General features: G+C 57.8%; 19 protein-coding genes and 1 pseudogene. 5 read left to right on the top strand and 15 right to left on the bottom strand.

The annotated features are described in order from the left end of the window. Positions 1–155: pseudogene (locus EFB14_RS24410) on the top strand (IS256 family transposase); the annotation flags it as partial. Positions 156–1218: 1063 nt separating this feature from the next. On the opposite strand, the gene EFB14_RS24405 reads toward EFB14_RS24410, so the two are convergent. The 3 genes from EFB14_RS24405 to EFB14_RS24395 all read right to left on the bottom strand — a co-directional run bounded on the left by EFB14_RS24405 (position 1219) and on the right by EFB14_RS24395 (position 4154). Beyond that, the gene (locus EFB14_RS24405; RefSeq protein ID WP_126829209.1) at positions 1219–2124 is read right to left on the bottom strand and encodes a LysR family transcriptional regulator; all 906 of its coding nucleotides are present in this window, start codon (positions 2122–2124) and stop codon (positions 1219–1221) included. 489 nt (positions 2125–2613) lie between these two features. Next, entirely contained in the window at positions 2614–3357 is a 744-nt protein-coding gene (locus tag EFB14_RS24400; protein ID WP_126829194.1) for an SDR family oxidoreductase, read from the bottom strand. An 11-nt stretch (positions 3358–3368) separates the two neighbouring features. Continuing rightward, entirely contained in the window at positions 3369–4154 is a 786-nt protein-coding gene (locus EFB14_RS24395) for an SDR family NAD(P)-dependent oxidoreductase (RefSeq protein WP_183604905.1), read from the bottom strand. A 474-nt stretch (positions 4155–4628) separates the two neighbouring features. Between EFB14_RS24395 and EFB14_RS24390 the strand changes: the two genes are divergently transcribed. Together EFB14_RS24390 and EFB14_RS24385 are read left to right on the top strand one after the other, a co-directional pair. Continuing rightward, on the top strand, positions 4629–5480 hold the full coding sequence (locus EFB14_RS24390; protein ID WP_126829193.1) for an SDR family NAD(P)-dependent oxidoreductase: 852 nt from the start codon (positions 4629–4631) through the stop codon (positions 5478–5480). Positions 5481–5511: 31 nt separating this feature from the next. After that, on the top strand, positions 5512–6213 hold the full coding sequence (locus tag EFB14_RS24385) for a RibD family protein (protein ID WP_126829192.1): 702 nt from the start codon (positions 5512–5514) through the stop codon (positions 6211–6213). An 81-nt stretch (positions 6214–6294) separates the two neighbouring features. Here the strand turns inward: EFB14_RS24385 and EFB14_RS24380 are convergent, their stop codons facing one another. Beyond that, complete coding sequence (locus EFB14_RS24380) at positions 6295–8181, bottom strand: methyl-accepting chemotaxis protein (RefSeq protein WP_281015435.1); 1887 nt, start codon at positions 8179–8181, stop codon at positions 6295–6297. A 390-nt stretch (positions 8182–8571) separates the two neighbouring features. Beyond that, positions 8572–9345 carry a DeoR/GlpR family DNA-binding transcription regulator gene (locus EFB14_RS24375; protein ID WP_126829190.1) on the bottom strand — a complete coding sequence of 258 codons (774 nt, stop codon included), beginning with the start codon at positions 9343–9345 and terminating at the stop codon, positions 8572–8574. A gap of 236 nt (positions 9346–9581) precedes the next feature. On the opposite strand from EFB14_RS24375, the gene EFB14_RS24370 reads away from it, so the two are divergent. Continuing rightward, positions 9582–11156 carry a Re/Si-specific NAD(P)(+) transhydrogenase subunit alpha gene (locus EFB14_RS24370; protein ID WP_126829207.1) on the top strand — a complete coding sequence of 525 codons (1575 nt, stop codon included), beginning with the start codon at positions 9582–9584 and terminating at the stop codon, positions 11154–11156. 13 nt (positions 11157–11169) lie between these two features. Beyond that, on the top strand, positions 11170–12543 hold the full coding sequence (locus EFB14_RS24365) for an NAD(P)(+) transhydrogenase (Re/Si-specific) subunit beta (protein WP_126829189.1): 1374 nt from the start codon (positions 11170–11172) through the stop codon (positions 12541–12543). Between the two features lie 121 nt (positions 12544–12664). On the opposite strand, the gene EFB14_RS24360 is transcribed toward EFB14_RS24365, so the two are convergent. The 10 genes from EFB14_RS24360 to EFB14_RS24315 all read right to left on the bottom strand — a co-directional run bounded on the left by EFB14_RS24360 (position 12665) and on the right by EFB14_RS24315 (position 23446). Next, a complete protein-coding gene (locus tag EFB14_RS24360; RefSeq protein ID WP_126829188.1) occupies positions 12665–13531 on the bottom strand; it encodes an N-acyl homoserine lactonase family protein in 867 nt (288 codons plus the stop codon). Next, the gene (locus EFB14_RS24355; protein ID WP_126829187.1) at positions 13503–14006 is read right to left on the bottom strand and encodes a hypothetical protein; all 504 of its coding nucleotides are present in this window, start codon (positions 14004–14006) and stop codon (positions 13503–13505) included. Before EFB14_RS24355 ends, EFB14_RS24360 begins: the two co-directional genes overlap by 29 nt. After that, a complete protein-coding gene (locus tag EFB14_RS24350; RefSeq protein WP_126829186.1) occupies positions 14003–15043 on the bottom strand; it encodes an aldo/keto reductase in 1041 nt (346 codons plus the stop codon). The genes EFB14_RS24355 and EFB14_RS24350 overlap by 4 nt, the downstream gene beginning before the upstream one ends. A gap of 269 nt (positions 15044–15312) precedes the next feature. Then, positions 15313–16263 (bottom strand): L-threonylcarbamoyladenylate synthase, encoded by a 951-nt coding sequence (locus EFB14_RS24345; RefSeq protein WP_342635074.1) that lies wholly within the window; start codon positions 16261–16263, stop codon positions 15313–15315. A 176-nt stretch (positions 16264–16439) separates the two neighbouring features. Next, positions 16440–17420: an aldo/keto reductase gene (locus EFB14_RS24340; protein ID WP_097600935.1), complete on the bottom strand. Its 981-nt coding sequence runs from the start codon at positions 17418–17420 to the stop codon at positions 16440–16442. Between the two features lie 5 nt (positions 17421–17425). Then, positions 17426–18715, bottom strand: coding sequence for a 3-oxo-isoapionate-4-phosphate decarboxylase OiaX (gene oiaX / locus EFB14_RS24335; protein WP_164737578.1), 1290 nt, complete (start codon positions 18713–18715; stop codon positions 17426–17428). A gap of 5 nt (positions 18716–18720) precedes the next feature. Further along, complete coding sequence (locus EFB14_RS24330) at positions 18721–19755, bottom strand: aldo/keto reductase (RefSeq protein ID WP_097600936.1); 1035 nt, start codon at positions 19753–19755, stop codon at positions 18721–18723. Positions 19756–19821: 66 nt separating this feature from the next. Beyond that, the gene (locus tag EFB14_RS24325) at positions 19822–20820 is read right to left on the bottom strand and encodes a substrate-binding domain-containing protein (protein ID WP_097600937.1); all 999 of its coding nucleotides are present in this window, start codon (positions 20818–20820) and stop codon (positions 19822–19824) included. 93 nt (positions 20821–20913) lie between these two features. Then, complete coding sequence (locus EFB14_RS24320) at positions 20914–21876, bottom strand: ABC transporter permease (protein WP_097600938.1); 963 nt, start codon at positions 21874–21876, stop codon at positions 20914–20916. A 37-nt stretch (positions 21877–21913) separates the two neighbouring features. Continuing rightward, positions 21914–23446: a sugar ABC transporter ATP-binding protein gene (locus EFB14_RS24315; RefSeq protein ID WP_097600939.1), complete on the bottom strand. Its 1533-nt coding sequence runs from the start codon at positions 23444–23446 to the stop codon at positions 21914–21916.

The raw sequence follows: 23446 nt of genomic DNA, 5'->3' as shown, positions 1-23446 counted from the left end.
TCTTCCCCAACGACGACGCCATCGTGCGCCTGGTCGGTGCGCTGCTGCTCGAACAGAACGATGAATGGGCCGTCCAGCGATCCCGCTACATGACACTTGAGACAATCGCCACAATGAGCGATGATCCCCTCATCAGCCTGCCAGCAGCAAGCTGACACTCATCCGGCCCTCTGGGATGAGCCGTGGTCGTCTAAGCTACACCACCGTCCTGGGACATGATCCGGGGCTTCACGGAGGTCGGACCACATTGGGGTTTGCGAATCTGGCGGATCCAGGTCCGCCCAACGTGGGAACGCTGTTTCCGCCGCCTGGCAACTCAGCCATTTCGAACCCTTCATACAAGGACTTAGTCCTTGGTCGAAACCTCATTGCAAAGCTACTTCGTACTCGTCACCGCCCTGCACCTTCTTGAGGGGCGCGACTCCTCCTGACACGCCAAGGGCGCTCAACCCATCATCGGGAGCGCCCTCGTTCGCCTACGACGTCTGGTGCAGTCGAAAGGATACGAACCATCGACCCCTCACGTCGCGCGCAAGGCACTCAAAATTCGAGGTCTCAGGCGTAAGCATATTTATGGAACTCGGCAGCGCGTGCCGGTGAGTTTCGCATCGTCGAAGCGCCGATTTCCGCGCCCAGACTTCTTCTTGCACAGTCAAAACGAACTCCTGAGGCGGATGCGGAATGTCGTCCGACGCGACCAAGGACATTGCAATGCGACGTCAATGATGTTGTCCGGCCCGGTGTCATGCCCGTGCCGTGGATGAAGTCGCCGAAGACCTGGAGATTGACGCCTTCATATTGAAGTGCTGGACGCCCTCATAGGCGCGGAATTGGGCTCACTCCTAGAAGGAAATCGTGGGCTCGGGGCCAGCTTATGCTTTCGGTTGATCCAAGCTCAGAGGCCTCCTTGCAACGAACCATCTTCGCTTTTTGCTGCGATTTCAAACGCATTATTTCGTGAAATGGATGAGGTTTTTTCATCTGAATTCGCTTTCATCGTGCACATTCATGCAAGTCTGCGCGTCAGTCGTGGTGTCAAAAGGATGCACAGCCGGACCGCTAAGGTCCTGCAACAATCTGCTCGTATTCTGCGCGAAGTAGGTTTCGTACCGCCGTAAATCGGCAGCAAAGAAATATTGGGAACGCCTTGCGGTCGCCGTTGCGGGAGCCGCGAAGTGTTTGGCTAGCGGCCCGCCTTAGCTGTAGGATCGTCAGCCTTCATACATCCGAAATCGGCGCCTTAAGGTGATCGAGAAATGTCCGGAGAGCCGACGGCACCTGTCGGTGCGAAACGTAATAGGCGTGGAAACCTGGCCCATTCGACGTCCAGTCTGGCAACACTACCTCGAGCACGCCAGCGGCGAGTTTGTCCTCGACCCGTGCCCGCAAACAATAGAAGAGACCGCACCCCTCTTCCGCCATGCGGATCGACAGTTCCGAATCTCCGAGCGTGAGCAATCCCGGAACGTCGAGAGCCACCATGCAATCCCCGTTGCCGAGCTCCCATTTGTAGACGTGATCTGTACCGGTTCGGATCCGGATGCATTCGTGTTTTAAGAGGTCCGTCGGCCGTTCGGGTCGCCCGCGCTCGTTGAGATAGGCTGGCGAACCGACGACGACCCATTCGAGTTCGGGCGTCAGGCGCGAAGCGATCATTCCCTCGGGGACGGTTCCCCCGTAACGGATTCCGGCGTCGAAGCCTTCCGCGACCATGTCGATAAAGCGATCGTCAACGCTGATTTCGATTTCGACATCTGGGTAGCTGCGCCGAAAGCTTGGCATTCGGGGAGCAATCAGCAGCTGGGCCGCGTCACGGAGAGTGTTCACTCTCACTCTGCCGCTAGGCCCGCTTCTGAAGCTGTCAAGAAGATCGATCGCGGCCTGTATGCCGAGGAAACGTGGTTCAAGCTCGGCAAGGAGCACTTCGCCGGCAGCGGTGAGACTTATGCTCCTACTTGTCCGATGAAACAGACGAACGCCGAGGCGATTCTCCAAGCCCCTGATCGAGTGGCTGAGAGCGGAGCCCGAGACGCCGCGAATTGCGGCGGCCTTTCGGAACCCTCCTGCCCGCGCGATCGCGACGAAAGCTTCAAGGTCGGCTAGATCCGCTCGCGTCGATGCCATGGGTGAACGATACTCACGCTTGCGTTGAATTAAAATTGCCTTTACACAAACCGAGACGGAGTTGCAAACCGCTCCTTCATTCCCAATTCGATTGGCCTTGTCTACCCCGTTATTTGATGCGGGAAAAAGGCACTCAAACATATGCCCTAAAGGAGTTTGGTGCTGTTGCAGGCAGGATGAAAGTCAACCTCGAGATGTCCGATTTGGGCACGTTGAGCGATCGGGCCCAGAGTGTCGACTTTAGCGTCTCGTCGTGGTCTTCGGTTGACGAGATGGGCGAGGGTCGCCGCACATAAAGACAACCTCCAAGCTGCCCACGGTTACGCAATAAGGCTTCGTGATCCTCAGGCCAGAGATGGCCCAATGCACAGGTGAGATTGCGCAGACGCCGAACAGGATCCAGCCTTGAATGAACTTACTACCCGCTGGCAGTCTTGGAGGCTCAAAATCAACGGCGCTGAAAACCGACCAGCATCCAGCGCCGGCGATCTACCAGTCCTGCCGAGTTGGGTGCACGACGATATCATTGATCGTGATCTCCGGAGGCTGGTCTAGGGCATAGATCACGGCGTCCGCGACCGACGACGGCGGAATACCCTGCTTGTTGAGCTCGCCAGCGATCTTCCTAGCCGTTTCGTCTTCGACCTTGTCGGCCCAGCCGGTGTCGATTACGCCAGGACTGATCATCGAGATCTGAATTCCATTTCCGACCCCGACCTCCTTTCTGAGGCTTTCGGTGATTCCGCGGATGAAAAACTTTGTCGCGCCGTAAACGCCTGCCGCATCGCCGACATGGACGCCAGCGATAGAGCTCATGTTCAAGATTCGGCCCGACCTTCGCTCCAACATCGAAGGCAGCACCGCAGCGATTGCATGCAAGTAGCCACGCAGGTTGGTGTCGATCATCTTGTTCCAGTCGCCGACCGCGACATTCTTCCAATATGAGAAGAGCATGAGCCCCGCATTGTTGACCAGGATATCGACAGGGCCGTATGTCCTCCTGGCGAAAGCGACGAGCATTTTGGTGCTTTCGAAATCGGTCGCATCGGCAACGTGGTGGCTGGCGATGCCGCCCGATCTGGTGATTTCCTCGACGATCTTCGCGAGGCGTCCCTCGTTGCGGCCGGCAAGGACTACGCGCGCACCCTTCTCCGCAAGGCGTTTAGCTGTCGCCGCTCCAATTCCCGACGAAGCTCCTGTCACGATGGTGACCTTCTCTTTAAGATTCGACATGACGGGCTCCTTCACTGTGGTCGAGTCAGCTCGGCTTGGCGGGCGGCTTTGACGGGCTCCGGGATCGTCCGGTTTTCTATCGCCTGCAGCTTGGTCTCCTGATCTCCGCCAACGACATGGTCCACGTCGTTCATGAGGGCCTCGAACCCCTGCTTGGCGACGAGCGTCTTGTCGTTCTTCTTTAGGCCGCCCAGCTTTGTGCCCCCCATTCCGGCGTTTGCGTGGAAGTCGCTGTTGGTGGCGCCTGGAAGCAGCGCCGTCACGGTGACCCCGGTCGAGCGCAACTCCTCCCGCAGGGACTCCGCGAACATGTAACCGAACGCTTTTGAAGGGCCGTAGACGGTTTCGTACGGAGTGGGCTGTGTCGCTGAAACCGAGGAGGTGATGAGAATCCTGCCGCGGCCGTTCTTAACCATGTGCTGGACGACACGTTTAGCCATATGGACGGTACCCGTGACGTTGATTGCGAGGAGGCGAAGCTCATCATCGAGGTTGTTGTCCACGAAGGCACCACCAATACCGACGCCAACGTTTAGAGCAGCGGCTTCTACTGGGCGGCCTAGTCCCTGGGTGAAGGTCCAGAAGCTCTCGACGCCCTCGTACGTCGAGGCGTCCGCTTTGAATGGATAGGCCTCCGCCGCGCTTAAGCGTCGGATGACGTCGGCCGCTTCGCTTACCTTGTCGCTGGAGCCGGAGATGGCGACATCGAAACCATTCTGCGCGAACTGCTTTGCAAGCTCGAGGCCAATCCCCGACGAGCCGCCAGTCACCAAAGCGAGGGGTTTATTGTCTGTCATGATTTCACTCCATTGCTTTTTCTCGACGCCCGGGTCGCCCCAAGACGTCGCCTAAGAAAATCAGGGAGAGCCACTTTTGTTACATGAGCAAAATCGACCGCGGCGGTGAGCGAAATTCATCAAGGTGACCTGCAGGAAAATCCGCAATGGTCACCCCCTCGGGGGACCCCGGACCTCAGCACGGCGTCTCACTCGTCGCGATGCATGAGCAGTGATCATCAGCGTGTGCAATTAGCCTCACTTTAAGCGTTCGGTCGAGTAATCTATCTTTTTCCAACGATGAAACGGCGCCGCGCTTACCGCAAACCAATATGGTCCGATCTGGCTGAAGTTGGCTTGAAGGCGATGGCATAGTTTGTAAGGGCGGTCGTTAGTGGAGCGAAAAAGTGGGAATTCGCATGCACTGGCGGGATGTTACGACTGCGGTGCGACTTCCACTGCTCAGAGCCACGAGTCACGATAAGAAGGAAAAACATGAGCGAGAGAATGGAAGGCATCGTTGCTCCCGGCCGCGTTGCAGTCGTCACGGGCGCTGCGAACGGCATCGGGTTGGCAATTGCGAGGACTTTTGCAGCCCGCGGCATGCGGCTTGCGCTGTTCGACCTAGACGCGGACGCGCTCCAGAATGTTGCCTCAACAGTTGGCGTCGACGCCCTCTGCGTGAGCGGCGATGTGTCGGATCTCTCAGCGCTGACGAAGTTGCGCGACGAAACGCTTTCCCGGTTCGGCGAGGTGGCCGTGCTTGTAAATAACGCAGGCATTACGCAGGGAGCAGGCCCCTGGGACGATCCCGCAAAGTGGCGACGTCAGATCGAAGTAAATTTCGGAGGTGTCCTGGCCGCGCAGCACCTTTTCGTGCCTTACCTGATTGAGTCGAGCCGCACTTCGGCGGTCATCAACCTTGGTTCCAAGGAAGGTATCACGACTCCTCCAGGCAACGCTGCGTATTCTGTGGCGAAGGCAGCGGTCAAGGTACTGACCGAACAGCTGGCGCACGAGTTACTGAAGGTGACCGCAGGCCGCGTATCGGCACATCTTCTCGTCCCAGGCTACACATGGACACCGATGAACATGGCTTTTAAGCCACAGGGCGCCGCGAAACCGGATGAGGCATGGACGGCCGAGCAGGTGGCGGAATACTTCCTGGCTCGTCTCCTGAACGGGGACTTCTACATAATTTGCCCGGATAACGCGGTCACGTCGCAGATTGATGCCCGGCGGATCCTCTGGGCAGCCGATGATATGATCCTGAACCGGCCGGCTCTTTCACGTTGGCATCCCGACTGGAAAGAGAAGTTCGTGGCGTGGTTAAACTACGGACGCTGATGGCGAATGCTTAGCAGAGGAAAATAGTCCAATGACAAGACCATATGTGATTTGTCACATGATGTCGCCGCTGGACGGCCGACTGATCGTCAACGACTGGGCCGAGGGGACCGGCCATTCGATTGATGAACTCGTGAACGTCTACGATTCCTTGCATGAGAAGATCGGCGCCGACGCCTGGCTTTCGGGAAGAGCGACGGGAGAGGAATTTGCCGACGCCGTCGACCAACCCTATGAAACAACCGGCAAAGCCGAGCGACCGGTCCATATCGCCGATCCAGATGCCAACGAGTTCGCCGTGATCGTCGATAAAGATGGTCGGCTGCGCTGGGACAAGGGCGACATCGATGGCGCTCACGTTGTCGTCCTGACCGCACGAGATGTAGACGACGTATACCTGGCGGGCCTGATGCAGGCCGGAGTTTCCTATATTGTGTCCCAGGCTGATGCCGTCGATCTAAAATACGCGCTAGACATTCTCGGCGAAGAGTTCGGCGTGAAGCGTCTGATGCTGGAAGGCGGAGCACAAACGAATGGGCATTTCCTGAACGCGGGTTTTGTTGATGAGGTCAGTGTGGTCGTCTTTCCGGCGATCGGAGGCAAGTCGAATTCTCCGGCTATATTCGAGGGCGGTGACGATGGGCTCGCGGACAAGGTAAGGCTCACGCTTCTCAGCGTCGAACCAGCCAACCTTGGCTCCGTACATCTCAGATATCGCGTCGACCGCCCGTGAGAGAATATCTCGGGGCGGGCATTCACGGATACGCGCTTCGTTAGCCTCTAAATCACTCTGCAGTAATTTGTTAGTGGCAGGTCATGCTGTGAACCTTGATACGCTGCTTTGCAGGACCGCCGTTGACGATGCTACGGCCACAGAGAACGATGGCTGTTCAGCGCAGTCAGTGTTTGCTTTCCCGTCATCTATCTGGAACCTGGATAACATCTCGAAAAGCGATGCTGCCTCTTTCGCCAGGTTGTTGACGGCAGCCGTCGACTCTTCCACCATAGCTGCGTTTTGTTGCGTCGCTGATTCAATCTTCCCTACTGAGAAATTGATGTCCTTGAGCCCGTCCGCTTGCACGCGAGAAACTTGAGCAATGGCGTCGACGTTTTGATTGACGCTCTGCACCTGGATAACGATTTGCCCCAAGGCATTACCGGCTTGGTGCACGCGCTGGACACCATCATTTATGTGTACGTTAGATACCTCAACCAGGGACTTGATTTCCTTTGCCGCCGCCGCAGACCTTTGTGCCAAATCTCTGACCTCCTGCGCTACCACCGCAAAACCGCGACCAGTTTCACCAGCACGAGCCGCCTCGATGCCTGCGTTTAGGGCCAAAAGGTTTGTCTGAGACGCGATTTCATCGATAACGCCGATAATATTGCCTATTTCGACTGAAGAGACCCGTATCTTCGTCATAGCCTCAACAGCCTCGCGCATTACAGTGCCTGACCTCTCTACATTCTCTTTGGTTTCGCTTACCAGGACCCCTGCTTCGTGTGCTCTATGGCTTGCGTCCACCACCTGTCTTGTCATATCTGCCAGGACCGACGCCGTCTGCTCCACAACCACAGCTTGCTGCTCCGTCCGGGTCGCGAGATCGTTGGACGATGTACGGATTTCTTCAGCACCGGCAGCAATCGCCTGCGCATTATAGTTGACCTCAGACATCGCATCGCAAAGTTGACGAACCGCCAAATTGAAGTCCAATCTGAGCGGCTCAAGAGCCCCCGCAAAAGGCCGGTTGAGCTGGATGTGCAGGTTGCCTTGCGACAATTGCTTCAAAGCTTCAGCAACTTGTTCAACGGCAGAACTCGTCTCTTCGGCAATGCGCTGGCGCTCCTCCGCTTCCTTCTCTAAACGCTGCCGCTCAGCGTCCTGTCGACGATGTTCCGCCGTGGCATCGCGTTCAGCTTTTTCCGAAATATGCGTCTTGAGGCTGGATATCTGCCTGGCGAGCCGACCGATTTCATCCATCCGTCGCTCAAGTACCCGGTCAATCTGCATATCCCCGGCTATCATTTGGCGGACTGACTGCTGCAGCTTCGCCAGAGGCGCTATGATTGAGCGGGTGGTGAGCGCTGCCGCGACTATTCCGAATAAAGCAGCCACACTTAGGGCGGTAAGTGTCAGGGACTTGAACTCCTCAGAAGCCGCTTTAACCTTGCCGCCCACGCCCTGGTTCAATGCTTGCTCGTAATCGATCAATTTGCTCAAACCACCAATCCATGCCGTCAACTTGGGCCGAAGTTCATTTAAGAGGAGTGGCTTTGCCTGTTCTCTTTTCCCATCAACTGTCAGCTTGATAACTTCGGCAATTAGTGGCTCCGCTTCAGTCTGAAATGCCTTCAGAGCGTCAACGAGACGATGCTCAGCGGCAGTGCTGGAATCGTCAGAACTCACAGCCTTCTGCAATTCCGCGGAATTGGAGGCATAGGACGCCTGCAGCTTTTTCATCATCACGATTGTTGTCGCTTGATCCGTATCTGAGTCAGTCAACACAATATCGCGTAAAGCCACCGCTCGGTCACGGACCGCTCCGAGCATATCGACGCCGTTCCTGTATTTTTGGCTGTTACTGCCATTAATGAGGCTGAGCTTGGCGTTAATCTCATTCACTTGCTTGATTGACGAAAGAGATAGAACTCCCATTGCGATTAGCAGTAACCCAAAAGCGATCGACAAACGCAGCGCCACGCCAAATTTCCGAATGTCTCGCATTATTCCTCCACCACCTGACTAAATCTGTTGGAACAAACCTCAAGGTATAACCTTATACGTAATACCTTTAATTCCCGTTAAATGGCCGACTTGACTGGCCGATCTACGCGGCGTGCCCACAGGGTGAAAAAATTAAGTTTCGAAGACGCCCGCTTCCCTCTGGAGGTAAGAAGGACTTCAGAGCGGATGGCAAGCTCAGATCACCGAATGCGGTTACCCGATTGCGGAGTTTCGCGATGGCTTAGCGTGTGCCAGCATTCGAGCTAAAGAGTTGGCCGTGACAAAGGCCCGGGCCAGCGACGAGGTCGACTCGAGTCCCAGCGGCTTCATTACCCGGCTCACCCGAAAGGACCTTTCCGATAATATTCACTCGCTCTCGAGTGATGCGACGCGAAGTGCCACGTTGGCTCTCTCTAACGCCACGCGGGCGCCGTCCGGCGGTTCTTGGTCAGTGATGATGACTTCGAATTCGTCGACAGTGGCGAGGACATGAAGAGCAGTGTGATTGAAACGCTTGTGATTGACGAGTAGACACCGACGCGCAGCGCTTGCGATCATTGCTCGTTTCGAGCGGATCACGTTATCGTCCATGTGATAAACACGCGCACCTGAAATGGCTGGCGTAGAAATGAAGGCGATGTCGGCGCTCAGGCGCGACAGGGTCTCTTCGGCGACAACGCCGAAAAAGCCGTTAAACTTTACCGAATAGCTTCCGCCCACTGCGATCAGGTTGACGCCCGATTCCGTCTTGAGCCGGTCAATTACCGCGGCATTATTGGTGATCACCGTCAGGGGCCTTTTCTGCGGCAACATTTCGCCGAGTACCGACGCCATCGAGCCATCGTTGATCATGACCGTCATTCCGGGCTCGATGAGTTCGAGAGCCGCTTCGGCCATACGTCGTTTGGCGTCGCCCTCCTGCTGCTGGCGGAACCGGAAATCGCTTTCGAATTGGCCTCCTGCCTCAATGGTCGCCCCGCCACGGATCTTGCGGAGCATCCCCGCCTGCTCAAGATCGTCGAGATCTCGGTGAATAGTCATCTTCGATACTGCGAACCGATCGGATAGGTCGTCCAGGTCCACCATCCTCTGCTCGACCAACAGGTCCATGATGGCCTGCCTTCGATCATCTCTCTTCATTCTCAGTCCTCCGAAGCCACGGATCGGATCTTTAACATCAAGCTCCCCACAATACAAAGTAACATCATCACATATTATAATGTGATTTTGTTTAGTTTTCTTGTGAGGGCGACGGCTTAATGATATTAGGGTCACGACGAGCGAGGATTGGCGACCGTCGCTCGATGGACCCAAGCGGCGCGGAAGATCGCAGCTTGGAAGCGCTGACGCTTTGGTTGGAACAGGAGGGATTTTGGATGAAGATAGGAGCGCTGCGTGAGCGGCTGGACGTTGAGGCGCGCGTCGCATTGACACCGGACTCGGCATTGCAACTTAAAAAGCTTGGACACGACCCCATGGTCGAGACAGGAGCCGGGACTAGGGCGGGCATCTCAGACGACGAGTACCGAGCTGCTGGCGCTGCGGTCGTCGAGAGCGCACAGGCGCTTGTCGCGGCCGCCGATGTGATCATCAAGGTCCGGCCGCCGTCCGACGATGAAGTTACTTTACTTTCGCCTGGAAAGACCCTGATCTCGTTCTTTTATCCTGCGGCGAACCAGAAGTTGCTCGAACGTGCAAGAGCTTCCGGCGCGAACGTCATTGCCATGGACATGGTGCCCCGCATCAGCCGCGCTCAGAAGATGGATGCGTTGTCCTCTATGGCGAATATCGCTGGCTACCGTGCTGTCATCGAAGCGGGGGCGAATTTCGGCCGCTTCTTCACCGGACAAATCACCGCGGCTGGAAAAGTACCACCGGCAAAGGTGCTGATCATCGGTGCCGGCGTAGCGGGGTTGGCGGCGATCGGCACCAGCGTCAGCCTCGGCGCGATCACCTACGCATTCGATGTCCGGCCTGAGGTGGCTGAGCAGATCGAATCCATGGGAGCTCGGTTCGTCTATCTCGACTTTGACGCACAACAGAGCGACGGAGCAGCGACCGGCGGATATGCGGCTCCGTCGTCGCCAGAGTTCCGTGAAAAGCAACTGTCCAAGTTTCGTGAGTTTGCTCCGGAAGTCGACATCGTCATCACGACCGCTTTGATACCCGGTCGCGACGCTCCGAGGCTCTGGTTAGCTGACATGGTTGCGGCCATGAAACAAGGATCCGTCATCGTCGACCTCGCTGCAGAGCGCGGCGGAAACTGCGAGCTCACGGTCGTCGATCAGAAGGTGGTGTCGGACAATGGTGTGACAATTATCGGCTATACGGACTATCCAAGCCGGATGGCAGCCCAATCCTCGTCCCTTTATTCTACCAACATCCGGCACATGATCGCCGACCTTACTCCGTGCAAGGATGGCGTGATCGTTCACAACATGGACGACGATGTTATCCGCGGCGCAACAGTGACGTTTCGTGGTGATATCACCTTCCCTCCACCACCGCCCAAGGTGCAGGCGATTGCCGCGCAGAAGCCGAAGGAGAAGACAAGGGAACTCACGATCGAGGAAAAACGGGCTGCTGAAATGGCGTCCTTCCGCTCCGCTACACGCACGCAGGTCGGCCTGCTCTTCGCGGGAGGGCTCCTTATGTCATTGGTCGGCGCGTACGCGCCGCCTGCTTTCATGGCGCACTTCATCGTGTTCGTCCTCGCGTGCTTCGTGGGCTTCCAGGTGATCTGGGGCGTGAGCCATGCCCTCCACACGCCCTTGATGGCCATCACCAACGCGATCTCCGGGATCATCGTGCTCGGTGCTCTTTTGCAGATCGGCTCCCCCGGCTGGCTAGTGCCGTTGCTCGGGAGCCTGTCGGTCTTGATCGCGACCATCAATATCGTCGGCGGCTTCATGGTTACCCGACGCATGTTGATGATGTTTCAAAAGTCCTGAGCGGGAGGCTCCTATGACCAATGGAATTCAGATCGCCGCCTATATCGCGGCATCAGTACTCTTCATCCTCGCGCTCGGCGGCCTCTCCGGCGAGGAAAGCGCCAAGCGCGCTGTCTGGTATGGTATCACAGGCATGGGCATCGCCATCATCGCCACTGTTTTTGGACCAGGTGTCGCATTGTCGGGCGCACTCGGTGCTGCTCTGGTCGTCGGCGCGATCCTCGGCACTGTCCTGGCGAAGCGTGTTGAGATGACGGGGATGCCGCAGTTGGTGGCGGCGCTGCACAGTTTCGTCGGCCTCGCGGCGGTCCTGATTGGCATTAATTCCGATCTTAGCGTGCACACATTCGCAACTGCGGGCGAGCATGTCATTCATGAGGCCGAGATTTTTATCGGTGTTTTCATCGGAGCGGTCACGTTCACCGGATCGATTGTCGCCTACGGAAAGCTTTCTGGACGGATCGGCGGCAAAGCACTGATCTTCGCCGGCCGCCACCTGTGCAACGCGGCCATGATTGTCATCTCGGTCTCGTTGATGATCCTCTACATGAATGATGCGGGATCATGGACGCTATACCTGATGGCGTTGATCGCGTTTCTTCTCGGCGCGCATCTCGTCATGGCGATCGGCGGGGCGGACATGCCCGTCGTAGTGTCGATGCTGAACTCCTATTCCGGCTGGGCGGCGGCGGCCACGGGCTTCCTGCTCGGCAACGATTTGCTCATCGTGACCGGCGCTCTTGTCGGATCGTCCGGTGCGATCCTGTCCTACATCATGTGCAAGGCCATGAACCGGAGCTTCCTCTCTGTAATCCTCGGGGGCTTCGGCAACTCCGCTGGGCCGCAGATGGAGATCACAGGCGAGCAGATCGCAATCGATGGCGACGGAGTGGCCACCGCCCTCAACGACGCGCAAAGCGTGATCATCGTGCCAGGTTACGGAATGGCGGTGGCCCAGGCGCAGGCTGCGGTTTCGGAACTGACGCGCAAGCTGCGCGCAGCTGGCAAGACCGTCCGCTTCGCCATCCATCCTGTGGCGGGTCGATTGCCTGGCCACATGAATGTGCTCCTCGCCGAGGCGAAGGTGCCTTACGACATCGTCATCGAGATGGACGAGATCAACGAGGACTTCCCGGAGACCGACGTCGTCATCGTCATCGGCTCGAACGATATCGTGAACCCGGCGGCGCAGGACGACCCGAACTCGCCGATCGCCGGCATGCCTGTTCTGGAGGTATGGAAAGCGCGGCAGGTGTTCGTTTCGAAGCGCGGACAGGGTACCGGATATTCGGGGATCGAAAATCCCCTGTTCTTCAGGGAGAACACTCGAATGTTCTATGGCGACGCGAAGAACTCCGTCAGCCAGCTGATCCCTCTGCTCAGGTAGATGTGAACAAGGTGAATTGGAAAAAGGCCGGGGTCATCGACACCCGGCCTTTCTCTCTGCGCATCGCCTGGGAGGACGATTGTGAACTGACGTGCTTCGCGTTCGCGGGCTTTCTGATCCGTCACACCCTGGAACGCTCTCCGTCGGCCAAACATATCTCGACGAGCATGAGCTCGCGATCGGTCAAGCGTGACGGATAGATTTCTGACAACTTCTCCTCGTGCATGGGAACGATGCGACGTTCGTCCATGCCGACGATTTTGAGCATCTCATCGGCGGACTCGATCAGGCGTGTCTGGCTGCCATTGGCGAGGCCGGGTGGTACGAAGCATGGGTCGTTGGCGTCCCCGCCCGTGATGTTGCTGTAGGTATAGATGACGTCGCCAGACAGGACATACTTCTCGGCTCCATCACCGGGCTCGACCACCACATACTGCGATCCTGCCGTATGCGTGTCGAAGGCGGGGTAGACATGAATGCCGGGCAGCAAATTCTCACGTTCCCCCTCCAAGAGTTCAAGGCGGCCTTCAATATTCGCCTGGGTCAAATAGAGGATGTCCGCCGGATTCAATCCCGCCTGCAATGAACGGAAGCGGCGACCCTTTGCCAAAATCCACATCCAGGATTCCAACTCCTTTTTCTGAATGAAAATTTTCGCATTCGGAAAGAACTTGAGGCCGCCGATGTGATCGAAGTGCGCGTGCGTGAGGATGACATGCGTGACGTCTGCGGGCCTTATCCCGCATTCCGCAAGAACGATGTCAGGTGGCGTCCATCCGGTGACGCCGATTGAATTGGCGATCTGCCCTCCAAAATCGGCGGCGTCATGCCCGACGTCGACCAGCACCACGGCCTCTCCTGTCTTAATGAGAATGTAGGCGAACGGCAGGTTCATCGTGCCTTGATTGTGAGCGCCGTAGAACACTCCGCTGACCGGGTGCACCGGGCTGCGCGAGTATTCAAGCACCCAGATCGAATGTGCTCCCATGGTTTTCCTCCCCATGTTTAAATAGAGACCTTCCACAGCATGCGCTCGTATCGAAGGTCGTGGTGCCCAGGATAGCGGCCGAACGATTCAGTTCGGCCGCCGCTTTCGAAAGCAAACCCAGCAGCGTCGCGTCGGAACTGAACACGCCGCGCTGAAGGTGCCCGTCCGCCTCGACCAGCAGGCGGTCGGTGTTTTCGAGATGAACCACGCCGTGGGCATCGCGTGTGAAACCAAGCGCGACGGGCCACGCGTGACGAATCGACCGCTTTATTTCGGCGGCGCGGTCGGCGAGTTCACCAACAAGAATGCGCATGCTCTTCTCCCTCAACGCCAAATGCATGAACGAGTACACCGCAAGAAGGTCGCCATATGCCCGGACGAGCGCTTCGAGACTTGCGCGCATCTCACTCAACGCGACAGGGTCGATGATCGCGTCACAATTGAAGCTGCGGCGGACCGTATCCCTGGTCATCATCGGCCAGTCGGCAGCGGAGCGTTCGCCGGAAGCAGCCCGGCCTCTTTCAAATCATCCCAGAACGCAGGGGATATCGCCTCGTTGATAGCTTTGATGTTCTGGTCAACTTCGGATTGGTTCTTCGCGCCCATGACGAGAGTGGCTACCGCGGGATGCGCGTAGACGAACTGCATCGCAGCTGCGGGCAGGCTCACCGAATGTTTTGAGCAAATGTTTTCGATAGCCTTCACCTTTTCGACGACGGCGGTCGGAACCTTGCCATAGTCGTACGTGGCGGTGGCGCCGCCAACTCCAGTCGCCAGGATACCAGAGTTGAAGATACCTCCCGCGATTACGGATACGTTCCGCTGGAGCAACTCGTCGAAAGCCGCCTCAAGAGGAGCGTGGTTCAAGAGGGTGTAGCGGCCGGCGATCAGCGAGCAGTCGATCGGAAATTCACGCGCGACACCGACGACAGAGTCGGTTTCGTTGACCCCGAGGCCGATGGCTGAGACGGCGCCGCTGGACCGAAGCTCGTCGAGCGCCTTGTAACCGGAGGCTCGGAGCTGATCCCAGTAGAACTCGCTCTGGTCGCCATGCCAAGCGCGTCCGACGTCGTGCACCAGAAGAACGTCAATATAGTCAAGCCCAAGACGCTGTTGGCTGTCTTCGAATGCACGCATTATGCCGTCATAGGTGTAGTCATAGGTGTCGAGAAACGGAAGCGGGTCGATCCAGTCGATGCCGTAGACGGTTTCAAGCTTCTTCGTCTTGCTTGCGGGCTTTAGCACGCGCCCGACCTTGGTGCTCACCACGACGTTTTCACGCAGCTTGTTCGCTCTGAGCGCGTGACCGAGGTAATGTTCGGATTTCCCGAAGCCGTACATAGGCGCGCAATCGAAGTAGCGGATGCCGGCAGCATATCCAGCAAGAATGGTGGCTTCGAATTCGTCGTAGGAGACATCAGCGTTAAAGCCGGAGAGCGGCACGGTGCCTAGCCCGAGTGAAGTGACCTTCACGTTGCTTTTGCCGAGCGCCCTAATTTCGAGTTCAGTCATGTAGTCGTCCTCAAGATGTCGATAGAAGGTACCGGACGACCGGGCCTCAGCCTTGCCGTCATTGTTTGGGAAGAGCCCGCTTCGGAATTGATGAGAAGACCGCGCCCAGCCGCGCCGGCGGCCTGCCTCGATTTCTCAGACCAGTTTGATGAACACCTCCTTGGACCGACTCCTCAATCAGTAAGGTGTAAGGTATAAGGTCATACCTATAAAAGCAAGCTTTTTTGGAGGCTCATCCACACCGGTCGGGCAGAATCAACATGATCGGCTTACGTCGAACGAGGCGCGGCAGCACGTTTCAATCGGTCATTTATTGCCCTTCCGATACCGACCAGCGGCACTGACGCGAACGCGATCACGCCACCTGGCCCAGCGAGAGCATCGGCTTCGCTCATGACGGTGTAGAGGTTGCGTGCAGCCTCCTCCATGTCGCCAGAACTGGATAGCGTTAGCTGGCAGCCCTTGCTTTCCGGGCCGAAACCGACCCAGACCGTGTTGCCTGTTGGAGAGTTGAAATCCATCCGAACTGTGGCTTCCGGAGCGTAATGGCTCCTTAATTGGCCCGGGGCCGCGACCTTCTCGGGCATACTGTCCTCACCGATTGGACCGAGTAGAGCTTCCAGGGCTTCCTGGGGAACCGATCCATGGCGCAGAATGATCGGAAGCCCGACCAGAGACAGAATCGTCGATTCAAGTCCGTGATCGCATTCGTCTTCTTCAACGATCCCCGCTATTCGTCCGTTCAACTGGCGTGCAACCTCTGCGAACCGTGTCGAAGATATCTTTCCCGAGCGATTAGCCGAGGGCGCCGCGACCGGAAAACCGACCGCCCGGATCAGTCGTTGCGCGACAGTTGACGAGGGAAAACGGATCGCGACATTGTTCATGCCTGCAGTGACTGCGGAGGCGAGCCCGGCGTCGGCCCTTTTGGGCAGAAGCAATGTCAGAGGTCCCGGCCAGAATTTCGCACCAATCAACTCTGCTACCGGACTGAGATGCGCCATTCTCCGCGCCATCTCCAAATCCGAGACATGGATGATCAGCGGGTTATGCCGGGGGCGTCCTTTGGCTTCGTAGATTCGATCGATCGCAGCTGGGTTGCTAGCGTCCGCTCCAAGGCCGTAGACCGTCTCGGTCGGAAACGCCACAACTTGCCCACATCGCATGAGGTGTGCGGCAGCCTCGATTTCGCTATCGCTGACGCCAAACCGACGGGTCATGGGCATTTGTTCCTCGCGATGATACTTGAGCGGTCGTCGTCAATTGCTTGGGCCACTCGCCGACGAGAAAATTTCTATGGGCTGCCGTCCCGAAACCGAGATTGAAACGACCTGTGCACGTCTAGAAAGACAGCACCACTTGCCGACCGCTTCAGCTAGGCTCCCGCTGAGATAACTCAGTTCAAGCCCACCACCCTGTGTGGCAAATAGGGCTCCTCGAGTTCCTGGATCTCGTGGTCGTTCAACTTGACGTCCAAAGAGGCGACCGCGTCCCTCAGATGCTGAAGCTTCGTGGCGCCGATGATCGGAGCCGTCACGCCCGCCTTGCTGTTGAGCCAAGCCATCGCAACGAGTGACCGCGACACGTTCTTGGTGTCTGCGATCTTTGCGACAATGTCCACGACTTGCCGGTCCGCGTCGTCAGCGTGACCGTAGAACCGGGCCGTCACATTGTCGGTCTGGGACCTCAGGCTGGTCTCCTCCCAGGGCCGGCTGAGGCGGCCGCGAGCAAGCGGGCTGAAGGCGATGATCCCCACACCTTCTGCCTTGCAGAGAGGTAGCATTTCCCGCTCCTCCTCGCGATAGAGGAGGTTCATCTGGGCTTGCATCGAAACGAAGCGTGACCAACCGGCAGCGTCAGACTTGTAGAGAGCGCCCGCGAACTGCCACGCGTAGCAATTGCTTGCCCCGATGTAGCGGACCTTGCCGCTCCGAACCAGATCGGTCAGTGCCTCCAAGGTCTCTTCGATGGGCGTAGAATTGTCCCAGAAATGGATCTGGTAGAGGTCGATGTAGTCGGTCCCCAGCCGCTTGAGGCTCGCCTCGGCCTCCGCGATGATCGCCTTGCGAGAAAGTCCGACCGCATTTGCGCCATTACGCATCTTGCCGTAGACCTTGCTGGCAATAACGACTTCGTCACGAGGCACCATCTCTCTCAGCAGCTTGCCGACAATTTCCTCACTGGTTCCGTCGGAGTAGACATTGGCCGTGTCGAAGCAATTGATGCCGAGGTCGAGCGCTTCCTTGATGAACGGCCTGCTGTCTTCTTCGGACAGCGTCCATGCATGGTTGCCGCGATCGGCGACGCCGAAGCTCATGCAGCCAAGGACCAGTTGCGAGATTTTCAGACCTGACCGGCCAAGTTGACGGTATTCCATCTTTGTCACTTTCCTTCTGATACGGTCTTTGAGCCGAACTTGGCGAGCGCCTGTGCCAACTCCGGATGCGATTTGGCATATTCATTCAAATCGATTCCGCTGACGGCGGCGTCCCAGGCGGCACGGACCGCTTTCACGCCCGCCGACGGCCCGCCGGGATGGCTGACCACGCCACCACCGCAGAGATACAGGTGGTCGACCGTCTGCCCCGTTCTTCTATAGGTCTCAGGTGCCTGTCCGCCCCATTGGCCCGAGCAGACGACCGGCAGGGGGCGGTCGGCGTCGCGGAAGATCGGCTTCTGGAGATCATGAAACGACTGAACGAACGAATCGTCCGGCTCCCAGTATTTGGCAGCGATCCCGTTGATCTGGAATTGGTCGACGCCAAGCAGGCGCCAAAGCTGCTGGTAAACCGAGAAGTCGAAGCCAAGACCCGGGTGTCGAGTGAGAAGATCCCAGCCGTTTCGATGGGCATGCAAAGTCAGCGACGAGCGCCGACGCAGAAACAGGAAAGCGCCCATGCCAATTGAATTGATGTTGATAACTGCGGCGTTGCCGCCTTCGCGCACCACCATGTCGTGCTTGCGGACCATCTCGTCAGGATCGACGTCCGATATGCCGAAGGCGTACATCACCTTCTTACCCGTGCGTTGCTCTTCGTCACGGATAACAGGCATTATCGCTTTCACTCGTGCCTCCAACGAGGAGTAAGGTGGCGACATCAGTTTTTCGTCGTCCTTGATGAAATCGACGCCGGAAGCGACAAGATCGGCAACTACTTCCGCTGTCTCGTCGGGGGTCAGGCCGAGTGCGGGCTTGATGATCGTGCCAATGATTGGTCTTTCGTAAACGCCAGTCAGGCGCCGCGAGCCCTTGATGCCGAACTGAGGGCCGGGATAAACGCCGTCGAACTCTGACGGCAGTTGCAGGCCGATGACCCGCAGCCCGGTAAAACCTTTGATGGACCAAACGCCGCCGAGCGCAATCGTGGTCAGCGCCGTCAAATCGGTGCCGACCGCTTCCAGCGGATAGGCGATCGTCGCCTGGGCGCGATTGAATTTTCTCCCCTCTGAGGGAAGAGACGCGACCTCGATCGCATCCAGGTGCTCAAACCCCACAATCCTCGCGGCCGCGCGGGCTTTGAGCTCCGGTGTCTCGCCCGGCAAGTCAACGAACGTCCCAGTCGATTGGTCGCTCGCTATCTTTGCGGCCAATGCCTCGGGGCTACCCGCCGTTTCGATCCGGTAAGTGACCAGGATGTCAGAGGGCCTCGGTTGAGCCAAGTCGATCGTCATGAGAGTCACGCCGTCGGTACTGGCGCGGCCGCGGGGATGAGGCCGGACGATTTCAAATCGTCCCAAAACGCGGCCGGGATCGGCGCCGAGATCGCGGCAACATTCCCCACGACGTGCTCGCGCGTCAGCGCTCCCTGGACGACAGCGGTCACCGCTGGATGCGCATAGACGAACTGGGTGGCGGCGGTTGGAAGCGATACGCCGTGGCGTTCGCAGACAACCTCGAGCGCTTCGACCTTACGGACGATCGCCTCAGGCGCAGGCTGGCAATCATAGGTCCGCGTCGTTGTCATCGACTTGCTGCCCTCGGCGAGAATGCCCGAGTTGTAGATTCCGGCAGCGATGATGCCGATGCCGCGACGCTGCATTTCGGGATAGAAATGCTCAAGCGCGCCATGGTTCAGAAGGGTGTAGCGTCCGGCCACCATGGAGCAGTCGAGATCGAACTCCTCCGCCACCTGCAGGACCGAAGCGGTCTCGTTGACACCGAGGCCGATCGCCTTGACGGACCCCGTCCGGCGCAACTCGTCACACGCCTTGTAGCCGCTGGTCCTAAGCGCCGACAGATGCGTGTCGTACGCTTCACGATGCCATTCGCCGCTCACGTCGTGAAGATAGAGGATATCGATGTGGTCCATCCCCATGCGCTGCTGGCTGTCCTCGAACGCACGCATGATGCCATCATAAGAATAGTCGTACTCATCGACGAACGGCAGCGCCTTAACCCAGTCGATGCCATACAGACTTTCGGCACGCTTGGCGCGGCTTTCCGGCTTGAGAATGCGTCCCGCCTTGGTGCTGACGACGACCTTGCCCACGAGATCGTTGTTCCTCAGGATGTGGCCGAGGGAGTGTTCCGACTTCCCCAGCCCGTACAAGGGTGCCGTGTCGAAGTAGCGGACACCCAGTTCGTAGGCCTTGAGAACCACCGCCTCGAATGTCGGGAAGCTGACGTCGACGTTGCAGCCTCCGAGCGGCGACGTTCCCAGCCCCAGCGAGGTGAGCGTCACATCCGTCTTTCCAAGTTTTCTTTCCAACATGGTGGTCGATCCTATTTCCCTGTATTGTAAGCGGACGGCCCGCGCGGGCCGTCCGCCGCCGTCCAATTACATGTACTTTTCTACGTTGGTGGAATCGAGGATCAGCCACGGCACGGTGTAGTCCTTCTGGGTGCCGTCTTTCCATTCCATCAGCGAGCCCCAGATTTCGGACTGCGGCTTGTAGCTTTCGCCCTTGATCGCGCGAAGAGCGAGGTCAACCGCGCCCTGGCCTTCGGCGCGGGCGTACTTGTAAAGGCTAACCGCCATCTCGCCCTTCTTCACGGCGCGCTTGGCGTCCGGAATACCGTCGATCGCCAGGACAGGAACGGTCTTGAGGTCTATGCCGGAGCTCTTCATCGCTTCGATCGCACCCAGCGCCATTTCGTCATTCTCCGCGAGGACGCCGTTGATCTGGCCCGGATGGGCGAGCAGCCAGTTCTCCATCAGAGCCTGACCTTCGGCGCGGCTCCAGTTGCCGGTCTTGTTCTCGATGAGCTTGAGGTTCGGGAACTTGGCCAGGCCAGCGTCGATGCCGGCGCGGCGCTCGATCTGGGCCGACTGGCCGATCGGTCCTTCCATGAGGACGACGTTGCCCCCGTTCGGAAGGCGCTTGCCGAGCTCTTCAGCAATAATGCGGCCGCCTTCGGTGTCGTTGACGATGATCGACGCGGTGTAGTTCGTCGACTTCGTCTTAAGCGCCGACACGATCAGCGGGATTTTCGCTTCGGCGGCCTTGTCGATCGGCGGTGCCGAGGCCTCAAGGTCGAACGGAGCCATGATGATCGCATTGAACTGCTGGGTGATCGCGGTGTCGATCTGGTTGGCCTGGGTCAGCGGGTCGTACTTGCCGTCGAAGACGGTGATCTCGACCTCGCCGGACTTCACGGCGGGATGGTTCTTGATTTCGGTCGACCAGGCCTTCATGTATTCGCCGGACTCGCCGAACGATAGTGCTGCGATGCGGATCTTGTCTTCCGCGAACGCCAGTTTTGGTCCGGCCATTGTCGCCGCGACCAGTACCAGTCCCGCGCCTGCCTTGAGCAGGCTCCTCCTAAACGTCTGCATTTTCTTGATCTCCTCTGGTTTAAAAACTGCCCGAACACGCCTTGCATGACCGGGCATTGTCGCCGGCCACGCCGGCGGCAATTCCGAAATTCGTTATTTGCGGATTTGATCGGCGATGACCGCGACCACGATGATGGTGCCCTTCAGCACCTGCTGGTAGTAAGACGACACCCCCATCAGATCCATGCCGTTATTGATGGTGCCAATGATCAACGCGCCAATCAGAGTGCCGAGCAAGGAACCACGCCCGCCTGCAAGGCTCGTGCCGCCGATGACGACCGCGGCGATGGCGTCGAGCTCGTAGCCGATGCCAGCTTGGGGCAGTGCCGCAGTTGTACGTGCGGTCAACACAAGCCCAGCCAAACCAGCCAGAAGGCCGGAGATGACATAGGTGGCGCCGACGATGATTTTCGTCGAAATACCACTCGTACGCGCAGCTTTCTCATTGCCGCCAACGGCGTAGACGTAGCGACCGAAGGTCGTGTAATTCAGAACGACCCATCCGATGATGAATACGAGAAACAGGATGATAATCGGAACCGGAATGTACATGACCTGACCCGAGCCAATCCACTTGTAGGCGTCGGAAAGGTTGGGGATCGGGCTTCCTTGGGAGAAGATCAAGGTCAGACCGCGGGCCACGCTCAACATTCCAAGCGTCACCACGAACGGCGGAACCTTGATTGCCGCCACGAGGACGCCGTTCACCAGGCCGAGGCCCGCGCCCACAGCAAGTCCGGCCAAGATGCCGATAAGAACGAAATGTTCGTTGGTTTCGGTTACCAGGCTGGCCGCGATCATGCCGGCAATTGCCATGACCGAGCCTACGGACAGGTCAATGCCTTTGGTCAGGATCACGAAGGTGACACCGATCGCCAGAATGCCGTTGATGGACGACTGGCGAACCAGATTCAGCCAGTTCGGCCAACTCATGAAATACGGGCTGGCGAACGAAAAGAACGCGACGATCAGGAAGAAAACCACGACAATACTGAATTGCCTTATGATCTCTCCGGCGCGGAAGCTTCCTGATTTTCCGATAGCGATTGTATTCATTACTCGAATCCTCCCATTGACCGATTGGCGCTGTCGATCAGCTCGCCAAATCCATGAGCGTCTGTTGTGATGCCTCGGCACCGTCGATTATGTTGACGAGCTGGCCCTGCTTGAAAATCGCGATCCGGTCGCTCAGCTGCATGATCTCCGGTGCCTCGGAAGAAACTACGAGTACGCCGTTACCCTTTGCCGCGAAGTCGCGCAGGAACGCGTAGATCTCCTGTTTCGAACCTTCATCGATGCCGCGCGTCGGCTCGTCGCAAATCAGGAGCTTCGGGTTCGTCAGGAGGCACCTTGCCAACACGACTTTCTGCTGGTTCCCACCCGACAATGTTTCGACGGCGACGTCCGGCGAGGCCGATTTGATTCGTTGAGAGGCAATCATGTCTTTGACCGCGCTCCGCTCCTTGTCGCCTCGGATAAAACCACTGACAGCCATCAAGGCGAGCGAGGAGAGCGTGATGTTGTGAGCGATCGACGCCGATAGCACGAGCCCGCTGTCCTTGCGATCCTCGGTCACCATCGCCATTCCACGTTGGATCGCCTCCTTTGGACTCCCAGGTTTTACCCGGCCGCCATTGAAGACAACTTCCCCTCCCGTAGGCGAATGCAGCCCGAATATCGTCTCCAGGAACTCGGTTCGTCCGGACCCGAGCAGCCCGTAAATGCCCACGACTTCGCCCGAGGCGACTTCCAGTGATATGTCCCGGAAGTGGGAGCCTCTGGCCAAATTCGAGACGGAAAGGAGGATCGGCGCGTCTTCAAGAGGCTTGCCTTTCTCGACCAGTTTTACTTCTCGCCCGACGATCTGCGTCACAAGATGACGACGATCGATGTCCTTAATGTTTCCGGTTTCGATGAAGCGGCCATCACGGAACACCGTGTATTCATCAGCAATCTCGAAGATTTCGGTGAGTTTGTGAGACACATAAATAATCGCAGAACCGCGGGCAGTGATCTTGCGGAGTGCGTTGAACAAGACGTGGACTTCGTGTTCACCGATCGCCGACGTCGGCTCGTCCATGATGACGATGTGTGCGCGATAGCTCAGAGCCTTCGCGATTTCGACGAGTTGAACCTGGGCGAGGCTCAGTTCCCCCATCTTCTTACGGGCGTCAACCTCAAAACCCAGTTCATCTAGGAACGCTTGGGCGTCCTTGCTCATCTGACCGAAATCGACAAAAACCCCAAGCCTCTTCGGTTCACGGCCAAGGTAAAGGTTCTCGGCGACGGTCATCTCGGGAACTGGAGAAAGCTCCTGGGTGATAATGGCGATCCCTTGGCGCAGAGCGTCCGCCGCGCTTTTGAAGTCGACCTGTTCACCATCGATCTCGACTGTTCCTCCATCGCGACGGAGCAACCCCATCGTGATATTAAGGAACGTGGACTTACCCGCCCCATTGCCACCGCACAAAGCGTGGACCGTACCGGCCTTTAGAGTAAGTCGTCCGTCGACGAGAGCCGGAACACCGTTGAACGACTTTTGCACACCTTCAGCCCGGAGAAGCACGCGTTCCGGCGACGACAGCTCGGTTGACAGGGCTTGAATCTTCTCAGTTGCGTTGACCAT

The organism is Rhizobium fabae (genome assembly GCF_003985135.1).
Lineage (GTDB): Bacteria > Pseudomonadota > Alphaproteobacteria > Rhizobiales > Rhizobiaceae > Rhizobium > Rhizobium pisi.
Note: the sequence above shows the minus strand (reverse complement) of the source record. Positions and strands in the feature narration are given on the sequence as shown.

Coding starts and splice junctions, on each gene's coding strand:
- EFB14_RS24405 (WP_126829209.1), bottom strand. CDS start 2,124: ATGGCATCGACGCGAGCGGATCTAGCCGACCTTGAAGCTTTCGTCGCG.
- EFB14_RS24400 (WP_126829194.1), bottom strand. CDS start 3,357: ATGTCGAATCTTAAAGAGAAGGTCACCATCGTGACAGGAGCTTCGTCG.
- EFB14_RS24395 (WP_183604905.1), bottom strand. CDS start 4,154: ATGACAGACAATAAACCCCTCGCTTTGGTGACTGGCGGCTCGTCGGGG.
- EFB14_RS24390 (WP_126829193.1), top strand. CDS start 4,629: ATGAGCGAGAGAATGGAAGGCATCGTTGCTCCCGGCCGCGTTGCAGTC.
- EFB14_RS24385 (WP_126829192.1), top strand. CDS start 5,512: ATGACAAGACCATATGTGATTTGTCACATGATGTCGCCGCTGGACGGC.
- EFB14_RS24375 (WP_126829190.1), bottom strand. CDS start 9,345: ATGAAGAGAGATGATCGAAGGCAGGCCATCATGGACCTGTTGGTCGAG.
- EFB14_RS24370 (WP_126829207.1), top strand. CDS start 9,582: ATGAAGATAGGAGCGCTGCGTGAGCGGCTGGACGTTGAGGCGCGCGTC.
- EFB14_RS24365 (WP_126829189.1), top strand. CDS start 11,170: ATGACCAATGGAATTCAGATCGCCGCCTATATCGCGGCATCAGTACTC.
- EFB14_RS24360 (WP_126829188.1), bottom strand. CDS start 13,531: ATGGGAGCACATTCGATCTGGGTGCTTGAATACTCGCGCAGCCCGGTG.
- EFB14_RS24355 (WP_126829187.1), bottom strand. CDS start 14,006: ATGATGACCAGGGATACGGTCCGCCGCAGCTTCAATTGTGACGCGATC.
- EFB14_RS24350 (WP_126829186.1), bottom strand. CDS start 15,043: ATGACTGAACTCGAAATTAGGGCGCTCGGCAAAAGCAACGTGAAGGTC.
- EFB14_RS24345 (WP_342635074.1), bottom strand. CDS start 16,263: ATGACCCGTCGGTTTGGCGTCAGCGATAGCGAAATCGAGGCTGCCGCA.
- EFB14_RS24340 (WP_097600935.1), bottom strand. CDS start 17,420: ATGGAATACCGTCAACTTGGCCGGTCAGGTCTGAAAATCTCGCAACTG.
- oiaX (WP_164737578.1), bottom strand. CDS start 18,715: ATGACGATCGACTTGGCTCAACCGAGGCCCTCTGACATCCTGGTCACT.
- EFB14_RS24330 (WP_097600936.1), bottom strand. CDS start 19,755: ATGTTGGAAAGAAAACTTGGAAAGACGGATGTGACGCTCACCTCGCTG.
- EFB14_RS24325 (WP_097600937.1), bottom strand. CDS start 20,820: ATGCAGACGTTTAGGAGGAGCCTGCTCAAGGCAGGCGCGGGACTGGTA.
- EFB14_RS24320 (WP_097600938.1), bottom strand. CDS start 21,876: ATGAATACAATCGCTATCGGAAAATCAGGAAGCTTCCGCGCCGGAGAG.
- EFB14_RS24315 (WP_097600939.1), bottom strand. CDS start 23,446: ATGGTCAACGCAACTGAGAAGATTCAAGCCCTGTCAACCGAGCTGTCG.